Raw genomic sequence first — 15,990 nt, forward strand, 5'->3', positions numbered from 1 at the left:
TTACTTCCGTAATAAATACTGGTCAATTATGTTTCAAGTAAACCAGTATGTTTAAATTCAAATTTATGTGATTTGACAAAATTGGCAGGGGTGGAGGGATTCGAACCCCCAACCATCGGTTTTGGAGACCGCTGTTCTACCAATTGGAACTACACCCCTAACAAATTTCAGTTACACCATCTTTGTGATTTGAACCAATTTTTTTATTGGAAAATTTGGAGTCACACAAGGAGGGACGCGTATTATACTCATTGAGCCGCGCTATTCAAGTAAAAATGAATTCCGACAAGCGGAAAATAGCAGTGGAGCTAGCAACTATTAATCGTCGCTATTCTTTGGCTTCACTTAATCCATACCCAAGGGCTACTAAAAGTTATTTTAGTTTGAGGTTAAATAAGCCGCCTTGCTAGACGGCCTATTTGAATTTTAATGGATATTTAAGGTTGAACTTCCATCGTCAATGTTAAATTCGAAAATGTGCTGTAAGCGCGAATACCCACATACCAAGTACCTGTTTGCGGTGAATTAAACGAACAGCTTTCAGTATTGCCATTTTGGTATGGTCGACAATCATAACTACCGGTAGTTGGGTTACTACCATATCGAACATAGAGATCGGCATCACCGCTGCCGCCATTGGTACTCACATCCAACACTGATGAACCCGCTGGAACTTCTACTGTGTAATACACCCAATTACGACGTGATGCGGAAATATCTTCAATTACAGTTAACGAGCCATCATTTCCTCCACCACCTGCTGATTCAGTATAATCAGCTTGTATGGACACACCAGAATAGGCACTGTAACCAATTATTTTAACGTAATAGGTACCAGCTTGAACCGGATCTACACTGCAAGATTCATTATTACCACCTAGGTAGGGTCTGCAATCATAACTATTTGTGGATGGTTCAGTTGCATATTTAACATACAAATCAGCATCTCCAGAGCCACCACTCATAGAGAAAACCAAATCGCTTGCTCCTTCAGGAATATCTATGCTGTAAAGTAGTTCAGAATTAGACGCGCCAGATAACCCGGTCACTGCAGTTCCGTTAATTAGTACATTCCCTCCTGGATCTCCACCACCATTGCCACTGCAATTTGCAGCTAAATAGTCTGACGCTGCTTTCGCTTGCACTAAACCATAGCCCGTTTGGTTATCCCGTCCGGTCGACTCCAAATCAAAAGCCGTCGCGCCTAACGCGCTGCGTACTTGGGAAGCACTACAACTGGGGTTATTAGCCCAGACCAAAGCTGCTACCCCAGCAACATGTGGACTCGCCATAGAAGTTCCGTTGTAGTAGGCGTAATCCGTATTACCTAACACCTGTAACGTAGCCGATGTGCCTGCCGCTGCAATTAATTGCTGACCAAGAGTTCGATTGACCGACACTGTTGGCACTGTAATTTGACTACTGTCATCTACCAAAAATGGATTTTGCAATCCAGGACGCTCGGCATTGCTATAAATCACAATCCCCGCCGCTCCCGCATTATCGCAAGCTAATGCCGCGTTAATTTCAGGATAAGTACTGCCCGCTTGATTGTCTGCACGCTCTACAACACAAATTTTGTTGCTCATATTTGAGCAACTGAAACTACCGCTACTGCTGGTACTACAGGCTCCTATCACTCCAGAAACTGAACCGTTAATATTATTGATTGCGTAACTTCCGCCACTAACAATATAGCGTGACGGCGGTAAAACTCGGTCATCTCCTAGTGTCGTTCCATTGAACGTTAAATAACCCTGCCGCCCATCATTAATACCCACAGTAGAAAGAATCGCTTCCCCTGGTGCAGATAGTTCAACTTGGTTGGTATATTGAGAAAATTCAGCTCTTAAACCTGTTTCATCCACTGCGGCAACAGAGATAACCGAACTATAAGACGCCGGATAAGAGTGACTTGAGTCCCCAGCATTTCCTGCTGCGGCGACTAACAAAACACCATTATTGGCGACGGCGGTAAGACGATTGCTTTCGCTTGTAGAAGAACCGGCACCACCCAATGACATATTGACTACATCCGCACCATTTGCCTCACAGGTTTCAACCGCATCGGCTAAATCACTAGAGTAACCCCAGCCTGATTCATTAAATACTTTGATGATATGCAGATTAATGTTTTGGTTAGGAAGCACGCCGACAATCCCTTCAGCATTATTAATTCCAGCTATGGTGCCTGCTACATGAGTACCATGAGATCCTCCCGGCACGTACCAATTTCCGGTACCTGAATTATTACTCCCAGAAACCGAATTAGCACTAAGATCAGGGTTGTTAATGTCATAGCCAGAGTCAATTATACATACCGTTTTGCCACCAGCACTGACATCAGACAACTGATCAGCTTGAACATTAGCAATTCCCCAAGGCTGTGATTGCGCCATTAAATAGCGAATTGGATCAGCTTCAACAGATTCAACTAAAGGGTCTTGCTGCATTTGCAAAATAATGGATTGCATGGCTGCTTTCGACATTCGCTTGTCTAACTTTAAGATTGCCCTTCCCTGTTTATTGGTTTTTACGAAACGCATTTGCTGACCAGTTTTAGTGGCTAGCTTAGTTAATAGATTGCTACCCGCAGAGATTTGACCAGGAGCAATTGACAATCCATTATTTATCTCCGACTCTGAACTTAAATCAGTACTGGCCGTTTCTATTTCATGCAAAGTAGTCTGATTTTTAAATTTTACAATTAATCGATCCGTTAGCTGATTATTCAGTTCTGGGTTTTGTGACGCCAACCATTCAGCAAACTGCAAATTTGGAGATGGCTGTGCAGCCATTGTTTGGGTAATACTCATCACAGCTACGCCTAAGGCGCTGATGAGAAAATTTTTATTATTCATTCCCGATTTTCCTATTCCTGTCGTTATTTTAATTTTTATTATTTTTAAATTTGTTTAAATATTTGCTTCAATTTTAATTGGTTACATAGACCTTCCTCCTTTTTAAAGACATAAGAATTCCGCCCAAGTCTGCTCAGACTGGGTTTAGGACTATATTCAGAAGTTAAATTAGATAAGAGTCGCTAAGTCTTGAATGCCGAAAAGTTCAAAATTCGCTTGTAGATTGCTTTGAGTCGTAGGTTTTTCATGGGCTCGAAATCCTATATTTCTTATTAAAGTGAGACGCTATAAAGTGACTTGAAAAGGCAGATTTAGCTGCTCACTTAATAATCTCAGGTTAAAAACTAACCATACGGTCAACTAAATGCAACCTTTTTTTACCCTTTTTAGGTGGTTTTTTTACCCGTTAAATTAAAAGGTAAAGAAAACAATAAGCTAGGAAAATACAGATTTTGCGCTTTGCTTTTGAGTGAAGGATTGTTTGAAAAAACCGAAATGAAATATAAAAACTCCCAATGCAAAACATCAGGAGTCTTTGATGTAGCTCATCAGGGAGTGCGAATTAATCAACCCCAATAAATCCTCCCGTTTGATGAGACCATAGTTTTGCGTAAATACCATTTTTTGCCAACAGTTCACTGTGGCTACCTGATTCCACGATTTTTCCTTGCTCTAAAACTAACAAACGGTCCATTTGGGCGATGGTGGATAATCTATGGGCAATGGCTAGTACAGTCTTATTCACCATTACTTTGTTTAAGCATTGTTGAATAGCCGCTTCAACTTCTGAATCCAATGCAGAAGTCGCTTCATCTAAAATTAAAATCGGAGCGTCTTTTAACATCACTCTAGCAATTGCAATTCTTTGTCGTTGACCACCAGATAATTTAACGCCTCGCTCACCTACCTGTGCGTCGTACCCGATATTGCCATTCAAGTCAGAAAGCTGCTGAATAAACTCGTCCGCTTCAGCTTGTTTTGCGGCAGTTATCATTTGCTCTTCTGTGGCAGAGGCGCGACCATAAATAATGTTTTCGCGCACAGATCGGTGCAATAAAGACGTATCTTGCGTCACCATACTAATATTGGCTCGCAGGCTTTCCTGCTTAACGTGTTTTATCTCTTGCCCGTCAATGAGAATATTGCCACTTTGCACATCATAAAATCTCAGCAATAAATTGACTAAAGTAGACTTACCCGCCCCAGAGCGTCCCACTAATCCAACTTTTTCACCTGGTTTGATTGAAAGATTCAATTGTTTGAATACATCTATGGGCTTTCCTTCAGGACCTGCATAACCGAAATCAACATTGTTAAACTCAATCGCTCCGCCGCGGACCTGTAAATCAGGGGCATCAGGTACGTCTTGCACAACAACATCATTGGCAAGGGTATTGATCCCATCTTGTACAGTACCAATATTTTCAAATAGTGAAGATACTTCCCACATAATCCATTGCGCCATGCCGTTGAGGCGTAAACACAAGCTAATTGCGACCGCTAAGTCACCTGGGGTTACTAGATGATTCAACCACAAGTAGATAGATAGTGCGCTGACACTAAAAACCAATAGAGCATTAGAAAACCAAACAAACCCATAAAGTGTTGTGACTAAACGCATTTGCGGATAAACCGTATGCAAAAATCCACTCATACCTTCTTTTGCATAGTCTGATTCACGTTGACTGTGGGAAAACAGCTTAACCGTCATAATATTAGTATAACTATCAACGATTCGGCCGGTCATGATTGAGCGCGCATCAGCTTGTTTTTGCGAGACTTTTTTAAGCCGCGGAATAAACGTGCGCAGAATAATAAAATAAGTCAGTAACCAAATTAACAATGGCACACTCAAACGCCAATCAATCGAAAAAACCAGTACTAAAATACTGATAAAGTAAACACTCACATACACGAAAATATCGAGTGATTTCATCACTGCTTCACGCACAGCCAGTGCGGTTTGCATCACTTTAGTAGCGACACGTCCAGCAAATTCATTTTGGAAAAAACCGATACTTTGACCAAGTAAATATCGATGTGCTTGCCAACGTATCTTCATCGGGTAATTACCCAATAACGTTTGATGGGTCAACAAAGACTGTAATATCACTAAACAAGGTAATATCACTAGAATGACTGTGCCCATCCAGATTAGGCTGCCACTCTCCTGCTGTATAAAGGTTTCCGGATCACGCTCAGACAGCCAATCAACAAGTTGACCGACATAACTAAACAAGGAAACCTCTAAAGCCGCAACAGACGCAGCTAAAATCGATACTGTAAAGATTACAGGCCACATACCTTTAGTGTAATGACGACAAAAAGCAACTAGGGTCTGAGGAGGTTTTGTTGGGTGCTCAACAGGGAACGGTTTTGTCAACCGTTCAAAAAATGAAAACATGCACTATCCAATTAAAGTTTATTTGAGCTTCGAAATAATATTATCAATATTACGTTTATGGTTATCTTGCCATTGCTGCAATGACGTTTGCGCATCTTTGTCGGTGCGAGCTTTGGCAATTTCATATGCTGACTGAGCTTGGTCTTTAGGTACAACAGCTATCCCTTCTTCATCAGCAATAACGATATCCCCTGGATTGACCGTAACACCACCACATTTGATAGTTTGATTTAGGGGTGAGTAGGCTTTTTTGGCGGCAGGAAAAGGAATCACACCACGGGCAAAAACAGGGAATTGAATGTCACGGGTTTCTGCCAAATCACGAATGACGCCATCAATAACAAACCCAGCAATTCCTCGCTGTTTAGCGATTGCACAAACGTTTCCACCCGCTGCAGCAAACTGCGGATCAGACTTTACAACAATGATATCCCCTGGTGAAGCTTCATAGATAGCCGCATGTAACATTAAATGATCACCATCTTCGCAAAACACTGTAAAAGCAGGTCCGGCAATACGTGGGGGCTGTGGCCATAAACTTGATATTTTATAATCAATAAATTGCTCACGAGGTAATGCGTCAGCATATTCACATGGGGAGATTTGTTTGAATAAATTCATATCTAGCATAAATAATCACCTTATCTTTAAAATCTTAAAATGCAAAATTTGTTATTAACTTGAATAACCAATAACCGCAAATTCCAACCTGAATTAGAAAAAACACAAATCGAATCTGAACGGCAAGTACTGAGGTCGAAACAAGATGAACAATAGATTGTCCTAATCTTGCTGCCAGCAAGTAATACGCCAACGTATCAGTAATCGCTGAGGCGTTTGTTGCCAGAGCTGTCAGCATAGTGCCACCAATAAACACAAAACTTTCTGCACAATTAAGGTGAGCCCGAGTAAGTCGTTGCCCAAAATCAGGGGAATCTGAACCGTCGGCCTTGAACTGATTGGGTAATCGCTGTTTCTGACTCACCAAAAAGGTTCGATAGCTGGCTAATAAAATCAGTAAAAACACCGTCCAACTGATGTATCCGAGCAGAGCAATAATAGTAGCATTCATAGGTATTCCTTTATACGCAGACATGTACGAAGACGTAAGTTACCCGAAATATCAACGAATTAGAAATTTGAATTGTTCTGTTACAGTTTTTAGTGATTTTTGTTGGTGGTTGGCGTTATTCTTTACCCCATTGATCATTAAGAAATATTCAGTTGGGACATTTAAGCATGAAACCTGTATTACCCCGTTGTTCAAATAGCATCAAATTAATATCCGCTATCTTCTTTATTATATTCTCGGTGAATGCAACCGCGGTTCAGTTAACTAAACAGCAAATCAACGATATCCTTTCATCTGTGGAAAGACCAGTAGAAGACGCTAAACGAGATAAAGCTAGACTTCCCCAACAAGTATTATCTTTCACAGGCATATCTGCTGGAGATACGGTGTTAGATTTGCTGGCCGGTGGAGGTTGGTATTCTGAACTCCTTTCCAGAGCTGTAGGTGAAGATGGCCTAGTTTATTTGCAAAACGACAGTGTTTATTGGAATTTTGGTGAAAAAGATATCATTCAAAGAACGAAAGACAATCGTCTTAGCAATGTGGTTAGACTCGACAATGTTGCCATTGCTGACATAGAGGTTGCTGATAAGTCGGTAGACATAGTGTTTACTGCCTTGGGATATCATGATTTATTTTTTACTAATACCGTGCGAGGGGGTAAATTAATTGAATTGCGCGAAGGTGTCGTTGATCATGTCAAAGTGCTAGAAAAACTGCATCGCGTGCTCAAAGATGATGGCATTATCGTGGTAATAGACCACATCGCTCAGGCTGGTTCAGGTTATGATGCAGCAAATACCCTTCATCGTATTGACCCGAACATTGTTAAACATCAATTTGCGCAAGCCGGTTTTACACTTGTCGAAGAGGCGTTTTATCTGAGAAATCCAGAAGATAATCACCAAAGCTCGGTTTTTTCCCCGTTGATTCGAGGAAAAACAGATCGATTCATTTATAAATTTAGTAAATAAGTCATTGATTGGAAGCTAAGAACTTAGTCTTAAGCAATTTAGTTAAATGTAAGGGAATTTAATGAAAATTTATATTTTAATGCTCGTAGTTATTGTTTTTGTATGGGGATGCTCTGATCCAGCGCCTGTTGAAGAAGAAAAGCAAGAAGCCCCGAAAACAGAAGACACCACCATTGAGCAGCCAGAAACTGAATCTCCTGAACTGGTGATTCCTCAAATTGAATCTCCTAAAGTGGAAGTTCCCAACGTAGAATCACCTACTACCAATCCTAAAACTGAATCGCCCGTTACTGAAACTCCGGCAACAGCATTACCGGATGTCACAACCGTGACTCGCCACTCAGGGCTTAAATTGGATAATATTAATACGGACATTAAACCGGGCGACGATTTTTTCAGATTTGCTAACGGTAAATGGTTAGACAAGGTTGAAATTCCATCAGATAAAGCCGGTTTAAATTCATTTCAGTTACTCGCTGATGAAGCTCAAGAAAAAGTTATGGCTATCATTAAAAAATCCTCAGAAGGCGATTTTGAAAAAGGTAGCAATGAGCAACAAGTGGGTGACTTGTACACATCTTACACCGACATGGAAAACCGCGACAAATTAGGCTTGACACCACTATTAACTGAATTAGCGGTAATTGATGAAATTCAGGATCAACAACAATTAGCGCGCTATTTTGCTTATGCCAACAAACACAGTTTTGGTACACCTTTCGCTATTGGCCAATATATTGATCTAAAAAACCCTAAAACTTACATGATTTACTCATGGCAGGCAGGTTTAGGATTACCAGATAGAGAATATTATACGAGTGATAAAGGTTCCTATCAGGAAATAAAAGGGAAATATCAGAAACACATTGCCAAAATGCTCGGATTAGTAGGATTGGAGAATCCCGAAAAAAACGCAAAAATTATTTTGGACTTAGAAACTAAACTAGCTTCTAAGCATATGAAAAAAGAAAAAACCCGAGATATGGTTGCACTATACAACAAAATTCCAGTAACCAAGTTATCTGAATTAATGCCTCAATTCGATTGGGCAGCAATGTTGCAAGAACTAGAATTAACTGACTTGGATGGCTTAGTAGTCACGCAACCCGATTACATGCGTGAGTTAGACAACATCATTGCTAAAACGCCAATCACAACTTGGAAAATTTATCTGAAATGGATGGTTATCAATCAGCAATCAAGCTATTTAACCACTGAATTAGATAAAGCAAATTTTGAGTTTTTCAGCAAAGTCTTATATGGGGTGACAGAGCAACGACCAAGATGGCGCAGAGGCGTTGATTTCGTAAATACTCACTTAGGTGAAGTGATAGGCGAGGTATATGTCAAAGAACACTTCCCACCGGCCGCCAAAGAACGCATGTTAGACTTAGTCAATAATCTATTAACAGCCTACGAAGTCAGTATCAAACAACTGGACTGGATGTCGGATGCCACCAAAGCGGAAGCGCTCGACAAACTATCCAAATTCACTGCAAAAATTGGCTATCCTGATGAATGGAAAGACTATTCAAAACTGTCTATTTCGAAATCTGACTTAGTTGGCAATATCAAACGCTCAGATGATCTGCAATGGCAGCAGATACTCGATAAACAGCCAGGTCCGGTACAGAAACACGAATGGGACATGACCCCACAAACCGTGAATGCCTATTACAACCCTCCGGCTAATGAAATTGTATTTCCAGCTGGAATTTTGCAGCCACCATTTTTTAATATGGAGGCTGACGATGCAGTTAATTACGGCGGTATTGGCGCGGTTATTGGGCATGAAATAGGCCATGGCTTTGACGATGCTGGCAGTACCTTTGATGGCGACGGTGTACTGCGTAATTGGTGGTCAGATGCAGATAAACAAGAGTTTAAAAAACGTACCAAACAACTTGTCCAACAGTATAATAAATTTACCCCATTAAAAAACCTACATGTTAATGGTGAATTTACCCTTGGCGAGAATATCGGTGATTTAGGTGGACTCAGTATTGCCCTCAAAGCCTATGAATTATCTCTAGCCGACAAAGAAGCACCATTTCTCGATGGTTATACTGGACAACAACGTGTTTTCTTAGGTTATGCTCAGGTGTGGGCAGCGGTGCAACGGGATGAAACATTACGTAACCAGGTCAATACTGACCCACATTCACCCTCAGAATATAGAGTGAATGGTGTAGTACCGAACGTGCCAGAATTTTATTCCGCATTTAATGTCAAAAAAGGTGACGCATTATTTCTAGCACCGAAAGATCGAGTGAAGATTTGGTAAAAGGATATTGCAGAACTAACTAAAAAGAGTGCTTTCGCACTCTTTTTTTGGAAAAAATTAAAGCAACTTTCTGGCCTTAAATTTACGACCTTTCATTTTACCTTCGTTAAATTGCTTCAAACTGCGTTTAACACTGCGAATTTTAACTGCGACATAGCTGTGGGTAGCTGTCACTTTTATTTTACCAATATCTTCGCCAGGAACATCCGCGTCTTTGGTTAATGCGCCTAATATATCTCCAGGACGTAATTTAGCTTTTTTACCGCCATCAATACATATTGTTTGGTACTCAGGCTGAATAATTCGATTCGCATGAAAACGAATAGCTTGAATCCCTTTCCATTCGACTTTTCTTTGCTGATAATCTTCGATGGCATTTGCCCGCGCCATTTCTTTAGGGGCACAAAGAGTTAATGCTAAACCTTCGGCGTCAGCTCGTCCCGTGCGACCGATTCGGTGAATGTGGACTTCTGGATCAGGTGTGATTTGATAGTTAATAACCGCGCCCACACCTTTCACGTCAAGACCTCTTGATGCAACGTCTGTGGCAATAAGCACCGATACGCTTTTATTGGCAAACCGGATTAGAACTTGATTGCGATCTTTTTGTTCTAAATCACCGTGTAACGCATCGACAGAAAAACCCATTTCAGTCAGAGCTTCTAATAGTTCGTTACAGGCAATTTTAGTATTACAAAATATTATCGCTGACTCGGGTTGAAACTCACTTAACAGTGACGCAGTAGCCTTGATTCTATGAGATTCTTCAACTTCGAAAAACAATTGTTTTATTTTGCTTGTGTCATGGGTTGATTCCACCGTAATCTCAATTGGATTGCGCTGTATCTTAAGACTAATTTGTTTAATTTGGTCAGGATAAGTAGCCGAAAACAATAAGGTTTGTCGGTCTGTGGGCACAGCTCGAATGACGGTTTCCATTTCCTCCTCGAAGCCCATATCCAACATACGATCGGCTTCGTCTAACACTAGCGTATTGACTTCTTTGAGACTGAGTCGGCGTTTAGATAAGTGATCCATAATACGGCCAGGAGTACCGACAATAATATGAGCACCATGTGAAAGTGATCCAATCTGTGGGCCCATGGGCGTACCGCCACAAAGGGTAAGCACTTTCATGTTATCAATCATCCGTCCTACACGACGAATTTCTTCGGCAACTTGCTCAGCCAATTCACGAGTTGGACACATGACCAAAGCTTGAATTCTAAATCGATCCACATCTAGTCTATTTAACAAACCCAGAGCAAAAGCAACGGTCTTACCACTGCCGGTTTTTGCTTTCGCTACGACATCCTTGCCTGCCAGAATTTTCGGTAGACTTTGTTGTTGAATTTCGGTCATCCCCTCAAATCCGAGGGTTTCCAAATTACTAACAAGTTCAGGTTTTAATGGCAAAGAAGAAAATTGGGTCACTAAAGTGCTCTCTTTAAAATAAGTTTAATTAATAATTACAGCGAGCTTGTGCGATCTAATTCAATCGCTTTTTCTAAGTTTGCTATATGTTCAGCCCTAGCTTTTAGTTTAGTCGCTCGGTGAGATTTTATATCTAAAGAAGCCATTGCGTAGGCTACTTTATTCACGGTTTTTTCGAATTTTTTGGGTTTTACAACTAAATCGAGGAACCCGGCTTCTAGTGCTTGTCCTGGGCTAAATATTTCTGCATTGATAACCGAACGATTAAAATAGCGAGGAGTTAACCTATTGCGGGCGAGTTCAATTCCAACTTGGTGCATCGTCATTCCGATAGCTACTTCATTTAGACCTATTTTGAATTCCCCATCTAACCCAATTCGGTAATCAGCTGATAATAAAAGGAACGCCCCTTTAGCCACAGCATGACCTGAGCAGGCTGCAATCACAGGCGTAGGAAAAGTTAATAAACGTTTTGATAACGTTGATCCTTTTTCCACAAGTTCTAAGGCTGACTCGTTACTGTGTTTCATCACACTTAAATCGTAACCCGCGCTGAACATGCCTGCTTTACCAGCTAAAACTACAACTTTCTGGTTTTTTTCTGCTTTGTCTAAACACAAATTAATTTGGTCTATCACTTCATGAGAAAGCGCATTGGCTTTTCCATTATCAATAGTGATAAGGGCATAGGCTTCTTGATTTTGATAACTTACAAGTTTGCTCATAATATGGTCCGATTATTTATTCCACAAATTAAGTACACCATCTTCCATATGCATAGGAATAGGCAACGTTTCGTATTGCTTTAGCCAATCTTTTGAAATTGTTTTAAATGCGTCAGAATCTTTATATTGTTCTGCCGCACTTTTTAATCTATTTACCAACTCCGGATTTGACCCTACTTTTGACAAAGTAAGATAGGTTATTGTTTTTTCGTACAAAAACACGCGTTCGAACTGATTACAATCTTTTCCTTGAACACGACAAAAATACTGAACTCCTGAATCCGAGAAAAATATTGCACTGGACTCTCCGCTTACGACACTATCGATTGCATCAGACCAACTTGAATAGACCTGAATATTCTTAGCATTTTGCGCTTGCAGCAATTTGTGGCGAACATCATTCTCCAATACCGCAATAGAGTCAAATGTAGATAACTGCTCGATGTTATTTAACGGTCTGACTATTTTTTGAGGGCTAAAAACAGAGTATACGTTCGCTGTTAATGGCGTAATCCAATGATAATTCTGTTCTCTCTCGGGAGTCCGAGTCAATGCGAAGGCAAGCACATTGGGCTTCGCCTTTGCTTCGAGTTCAAGACGTTTCCATGGGGCAAGTAATATTTGCTGCCGAATCCCCGCTGTAGCCAAAATGCCATTGACCTCATCGACCAAGAAGCCCTTTAGCTTTCCTTTTTCTGTCTGTTCAATAAAAGGCGCTTCAGGATATGCTAAGACCCAAAAATCTTTAGAATCTTGAGCAATCAACACGCCATTGTATAGCCCGATAGAGAGTATCAACAAATGACACTTTGTTACTGAACGTAAATTTACTGCGAGCAAAAGAAAATCAGCTGCTCGCGGGAGTTTGTTTAGCAAAGTGAATAACGGCTTAATTATCATTACTAAACGCTTTCTATTTTCCAATCAACCGTTTGTCCTGCAAAAAAGGGCACTATTGGATTCCCATTAGGAAGGATGATTTGTTCCGGTATTTGCCACTTATCTTTGACTAACGTAATAGATTGAGTGTTACGGGGCAGACCATAAAAATCAGCCCCATAGTGGCTACTGAAACCTTCAAGCTTGTCGATGGCGCCTAACTCATCAAATATTTGCGCATACAATTCAAGGGCACTCCAAGCACTATAACAACCTGCACATCCACATGCAGATTCTTTTCTGTGTTTTTCATGGGGAGCAGAATCTGTGCCTAGAAAGAATTTTTTAGAACCGCTGGCAACCACTTTTCTTAGTGCTTGTTGGTGGGTATTACGCTTAAGTACAGGCAAACAAAAGTTATGTGGCCGCACGCCACCAACCAACAAATCATTACGATTCAACAGTAAGTGTTGGGGAGTAATCGTTGCCGCAACATTGTCTGAGCTTTGTAACACAAAATCGGCAGCTTCAGAGGTAGTGATATGTTCGAATACAATTTTGAGGTGGGGAAAACTCTCTACAATTTTAGCGAGGTGCTGATCAATGAATTCTTTTTCACGGTCGAAAATATCCACATGGGCTTGAGTTACTTCTCCGTGAATTAACAATAGCATCTGCTGCTGTGCCATTTCTTCGAAGATTGGATACAGGGCTTCTATTCCAGCAACCGCCGCATCAGAATTAGTCGTCGCGCCTGCTGGATACAATTTAGCTGCCACAACGCCGGCTTTTTTTGCATCAATGATGTCTTGTTTTGTGGTTTCATTGGTTAGAAACAAAACCATTAAAGGTTGAAAGTTGCTATTCGCTGGTCGAGCGGCCAAAATCCGTGATTTATAATCCATTGCCATTTTAGCAGTGGTAATGGGGGGTACTAAATTCGGCATTGCGATTGCTCTTTGAAAGCACCTAGCGGTCGCTGGAACCGTCTCTCCCAACATATCATGATCACGGAAATGTAAATGCCAATCGTCTGGGGCGGTTATCGTAATTTTATTCATCATTGGCCTATAGTATAAGTGTAAGCTAAATCTCTCCCCCTATTATGCCCGAAAAAATGCAAAAATAATCTTTTGCATTGCATAAATAGCATCTGTTATAAGGTAAAGATTAATTGTCGTTGTTGAGAATAACTGAAAATATGCAGCATCAGGTGTCGACATCTATCAGTCTTATTAATCTTGTGGGGCCAAAAAGCGCTCCAGTTACCCTTGCACTTAAAATGTTAGATCGCTTAGTCGGCGTCAAGAAAATGGACGCCCTTTATAAGCAACATCAAATGCAAGGGCTAAAAAAAGAACAATTTGCCGAGAAATTGTTACAGGTACTTAATATTGAAGTACTTGGCGGCGATTCTGTACAAAAAAACATTCCAAAGACTGGTCCCTTAGTTATTGCTAGTAATCATCCTTTTGGGGGCATAGAAGGGGTGATATTGTGTTTACTCATTGGCCAAATACGCCCAGATCTGCAAGTTTTGGCCAACCAAGGTTTAAAGCTTTTCCCTGAGCTCAAAGACTATTTTATCTTTACTAATCCGTTATCTGAGCGTGATCCTAAAAATACGCCCTCTATCCGCGCCAGCTTGAAACATGTTAAACAAGGCGGTGCCTTGTTAGTTTTCCCCGCGGGTCGAGTCGCATACTATCAGGGAGATAAAAAACGCATTAGTGAACATCATTGGAACCGCATAGTTGGGAAACTTATCGACTCTTCCCAAGCGCACTTTTTGCCAATCTTTGTAAGCGGTCAAAATAGTCCGTTATTTTATCGACTAGGGCGAGTTTATTTTCGTTTTAGGCTGCTCATGTTGGCAAGAGAGTTACTCAACAAAAATAACAGTCAAATTAAGATTACTTGCGGTTCATTGGTCAAACCCAACACTTATAAAGTGAAAGATAGTAAGCAACACGCTGCATTATGTAGAATTCAGAGTTATTCTCAGGATCCCCTTTGGAGAATGGATTGGCCCGATAATCAATCTGTTCAACAAGCACCTATAGCAGACCAAACCCCTTGGCAAGAAATTGCAAATGAATTGGCTTTGCTTCCTCAAGAGCAATGTTTATTGGTGCATAAACAGTTTTCAGTTTATTACGGCTTCCAGCATCAACTCCCCAAAACTGTGTTCGAAATTGCGCGTTTACGGGAATTAGTATTTCGCCAACATAATGAAGGCAGCGGTGAGCCAATAGATACCGACGCCTTTGATGCCACTTACACTCAACTATTTGTGGTCAACAACGAAAAGCAAAATATTATTGGCGCTTATAGAATGGGGCAAACCGACAAGTTGCTGGAACAAGGTGATATAACGCAACTGTATTTGGCACGTATGTTTAATTTTTCCCCAGGATTTGTGAACCAACAGCAGCCCTGCCTTGAGCTAGGTCGGTCGTTTTTAGTACCCGAATATCAAAAAAGCTTCCAAGGATTATTTTTATTATGGCGAGGGATTGGCGCATTCGTCTGTAAATTCCCCCACTATCGCACTTTATACGGCACGGTTTCGTTAAGTAAACTATATAACCCACGCTCAGTTGCATTAATACAGCAAGCCCTTGTGTCGCCAACTGAATCAGTAACCCCTCATAAAGAATTCGACTTTGCGCTGCATCCGGAAATCTCAGATTTTGCAAAAGAATATGATTTATCGACACATTTAACTACCTTATTGGCAGCAATAGAAAGTGACGGCAAAGATATCCCTGTTTTGGCTAAACATTATCTGAAACTCGGTGCTAAATTTCACTGTCTGGGAATTGACGGAAACTTCAATGACACGCCAGGATTGCTGCTAAGTGTTGAACTTCCTAAAGCCCCTGAAAAATTATTGAAGCTGTATTTAGGAGACGCTTGGAAACAATATGCGTCCTTTGAAGGTTAGTTAATCGACTTATTCGGGCTGAAGCCCAAACTACAATACACCCGTAGCATAGGCTTTAGCCCATGGATATTTACCAATCGCTGCAGCTAACGAGTGAAATGCTAGCGCCTATTCGGGCTGAAGCCCAAACTACAATACACCCGTAGCATGAGGCTTTAGCCATGGATATTTAGCAATCGCTGCTGCTAACGAGCGAACGGCTATTCGGGCTGAAGCCCAAACTACAATACACCCGTAGCATGAGGCTTTAGCCATGGATATTTAGCAATCGCTGCTGCTAACGAGCGAACGGCTAGCGCCTATTCGGGCTGAAGTCCAAACTACAATACACCCGTAGCATGGGCTTTAGCCATGGATATTTAGCAATCGCTGCAGCTAACGAGTGAAATGCTAGCGCCTATTCGGGCTGA

The 15,990-nt window shown here is 41.1% G+C and carries 11 protein-coding genes and 1 tRNA gene; 3 read left to right on the forward strand and 9 right to left on the reverse strand.

Annotation, left to right across the window (positions count from 1 at the left end):
- Positions 1 to 82: 82 nt before the first annotated feature.
- The 5 genes from ABWV72_RS20185 to ABWV72_RS20205 all read right to left on the reverse strand — a co-directional run bounded on the left by ABWV72_RS20185 (position 83) and on the right by ABWV72_RS20205 (position 6,337).
- Positions 83 to 159, reverse strand: a tRNA-Trp gene (locus ABWV72_RS20185).
- Between the two features lie 278 nt (positions 160 to 437).
- Positions 438 to 2,861 (reverse strand): S8 family serine peptidase, encoded by a 2,424-nt coding sequence (locus ABWV72_RS20190; RefSeq protein ID WP_353372736.1) that lies wholly within the window; start codon positions 2,859 to 2,861, stop codon positions 438 to 440.
- Between the two features lie 562 nt (positions 2,862 to 3,423).
- On the reverse strand, positions 3,424 to 5,265 hold the full coding sequence (locus ABWV72_RS20195) for an ABC transporter ATP-binding protein (protein ID WP_342806730.1): 1,842 nt from the start codon (positions 5,263 to 5,265) through the stop codon (positions 3,424 to 3,426).
- Between the two features lie 18 nt (positions 5,266 to 5,283).
- Positions 5,284 to 5,895, reverse strand: a complete 612-nt coding sequence (locus tag ABWV72_RS20200; RefSeq protein ID WP_216049814.1) for an RraA family protein — start codon at positions 5,893 to 5,895, stop codon at positions 5,284 to 5,286.
- Positions 5,896 to 5,920: 25 nt separating this feature from the next.
- Positions 5,921 to 6,337 carry an MAPEG family protein gene (locus tag ABWV72_RS20205; RefSeq protein WP_216049813.1) on the reverse strand — a complete coding sequence of 139 codons (417 nt, stop codon included), beginning with the start codon at positions 6,335 to 6,337 and terminating at the stop codon, positions 5,921 to 5,923.
- A gap of 167 nt (positions 6,338 to 6,504) precedes the next feature.
- Between ABWV72_RS20205 and ABWV72_RS20210 the strand changes: the two genes are divergently transcribed.
- On the forward strand, positions 6,505 to 7,311 hold the full coding sequence (locus ABWV72_RS20210) for a class I SAM-dependent methyltransferase (protein WP_216049812.1): 807 nt from the start codon (positions 6,505 to 6,507) through the stop codon (positions 7,309 to 7,311).
- Between the two features lie 61 nt (positions 7,312 to 7,372).
- A complete protein-coding gene (locus ABWV72_RS20215) occupies positions 7,373 to 9,595 on the forward strand; it encodes a M13 family metallopeptidase (RefSeq protein WP_353372739.1) in 2,223 nt (740 codons plus the stop codon).
- Between the two features lie 57 nt (positions 9,596 to 9,652).
- On the opposite strand, the gene dbpA is transcribed toward ABWV72_RS20215, so the two are convergent.
- Genes dbpA through pyrC form a run of 4 tightly spaced genes read right to left on the reverse strand, consistent with a single transcriptional unit; the run spans position 9,653 to position 13,694 of the window.
- Entirely contained in the window at positions 9,653 to 11,029 is a 1,377-nt protein-coding gene (gene dbpA / locus ABWV72_RS20220; RefSeq protein ID WP_353372741.1) for an ATP-dependent RNA helicase DbpA, read from the reverse strand.
- 35 nt (positions 11,030 to 11,064) lie between these two features.
- The gene (locus tag ABWV72_RS20225) at positions 11,065 to 11,754 is read right to left on the reverse strand and encodes a crotonase/enoyl-CoA hydratase family protein (RefSeq protein ID WP_216049810.1); all 690 of its coding nucleotides are present in this window, start codon (positions 11,752 to 11,754) and stop codon (positions 11,065 to 11,067) included.
- A gap of 12 nt (positions 11,755 to 11,766) precedes the next feature.
- Entirely contained in the window at positions 11,767 to 12,654 is an 888-nt protein-coding gene (locus ABWV72_RS20230; RefSeq protein ID WP_353372744.1) for a substrate-binding periplasmic protein, read from the reverse strand.
- A 2-nt stretch (positions 12,655 to 12,656) separates the two neighbouring features.
- The gene (gene pyrC / locus ABWV72_RS20235; RefSeq protein ID WP_353372746.1) at positions 12,657 to 13,694 is read right to left on the reverse strand and encodes a dihydroorotase; all 1,038 of its coding nucleotides are present in this window, start codon (positions 13,692 to 13,694) and stop codon (positions 12,657 to 12,659) included.
- Positions 13,695 to 13,846: 152 nt separating this feature from the next.
- Between pyrC and ABWV72_RS20240 the strand changes: the two genes are divergently transcribed.
- Complete coding sequence (locus tag ABWV72_RS20240; RefSeq protein WP_342808230.1) at positions 13,847 to 15,580, forward strand: bifunctional lysophospholipid acyltransferase family protein/GNAT family N-acetyltransferase; 1,734 nt, start codon at positions 13,847 to 13,849, stop codon at positions 15,578 to 15,580.
- Positions 15,581 to 15,990 lie beyond the last annotated feature (410 nt).

The organism is Aliiglaciecola sp. NS0011-25 (assembly GCF_040370605.1).
Lineage (GTDB): Bacteria > Pseudomonadota > Gammaproteobacteria > Enterobacterales > Alteromonadaceae > Aliiglaciecola > Aliiglaciecola lipolytica_A.

Bases quoted from the DNA above. Each gene is read 5' to 3' on its own strand.
- ABWV72_RS20195 (WP_342806730.1), bottom strand. From the start codon at position 5,265: ATGTTTTCATTTTTTGAACGGTTGACAAAACCGTTCCCTGTTGAGCAC.
- ABWV72_RS20210 (WP_216049812.1), top strand. From the start codon at position 6,505: ATGAAACCTGTATTACCCCGTTGTTCAAATAGCATCAAATTAATATCC.
- ABWV72_RS20190 (WP_353372736.1), bottom strand. From the start codon at position 2,861: ATGAATAATAAAAATTTTCTCATCAGCGCCTTAGGCGTAGCTGTGATG.
- pyrC (WP_353372746.1), bottom strand. From the start codon at position 13,694: ATGAATAAAATTACGATAACCGCCCCAGACGATTGGCATTTACATTTC.
- ABWV72_RS20225 (WP_216049810.1), bottom strand. From the start codon at position 11,754: ATGAGCAAACTTGTAAGTTATCAAAATCAAGAAGCCTATGCCCTTATC.
- ABWV72_RS20200 (WP_216049814.1), bottom strand. From the start codon at position 5,895: ATGCTAGATATGAATTTATTCAAACAAATCTCCCCATGTGAATATGCT.
- ABWV72_RS20230 (WP_353372744.1), bottom strand. From the start codon at position 12,654: ATGATAATTAAGCCGTTATTCACTTTGCTAAACAAACTCCCGCGAGCA.
- ABWV72_RS20205 (WP_216049813.1), bottom strand. From the start codon at position 6,337: ATGAATGCTACTATTATTGCTCTGCTCGGATACATCAGTTGGACGGTG.
- ABWV72_RS20215 (WP_353372739.1), top strand. From the start codon at position 7,373: ATGAAAATTTATATTTTAATGCTCGTAGTTATTGTTTTTGTATGGGGA.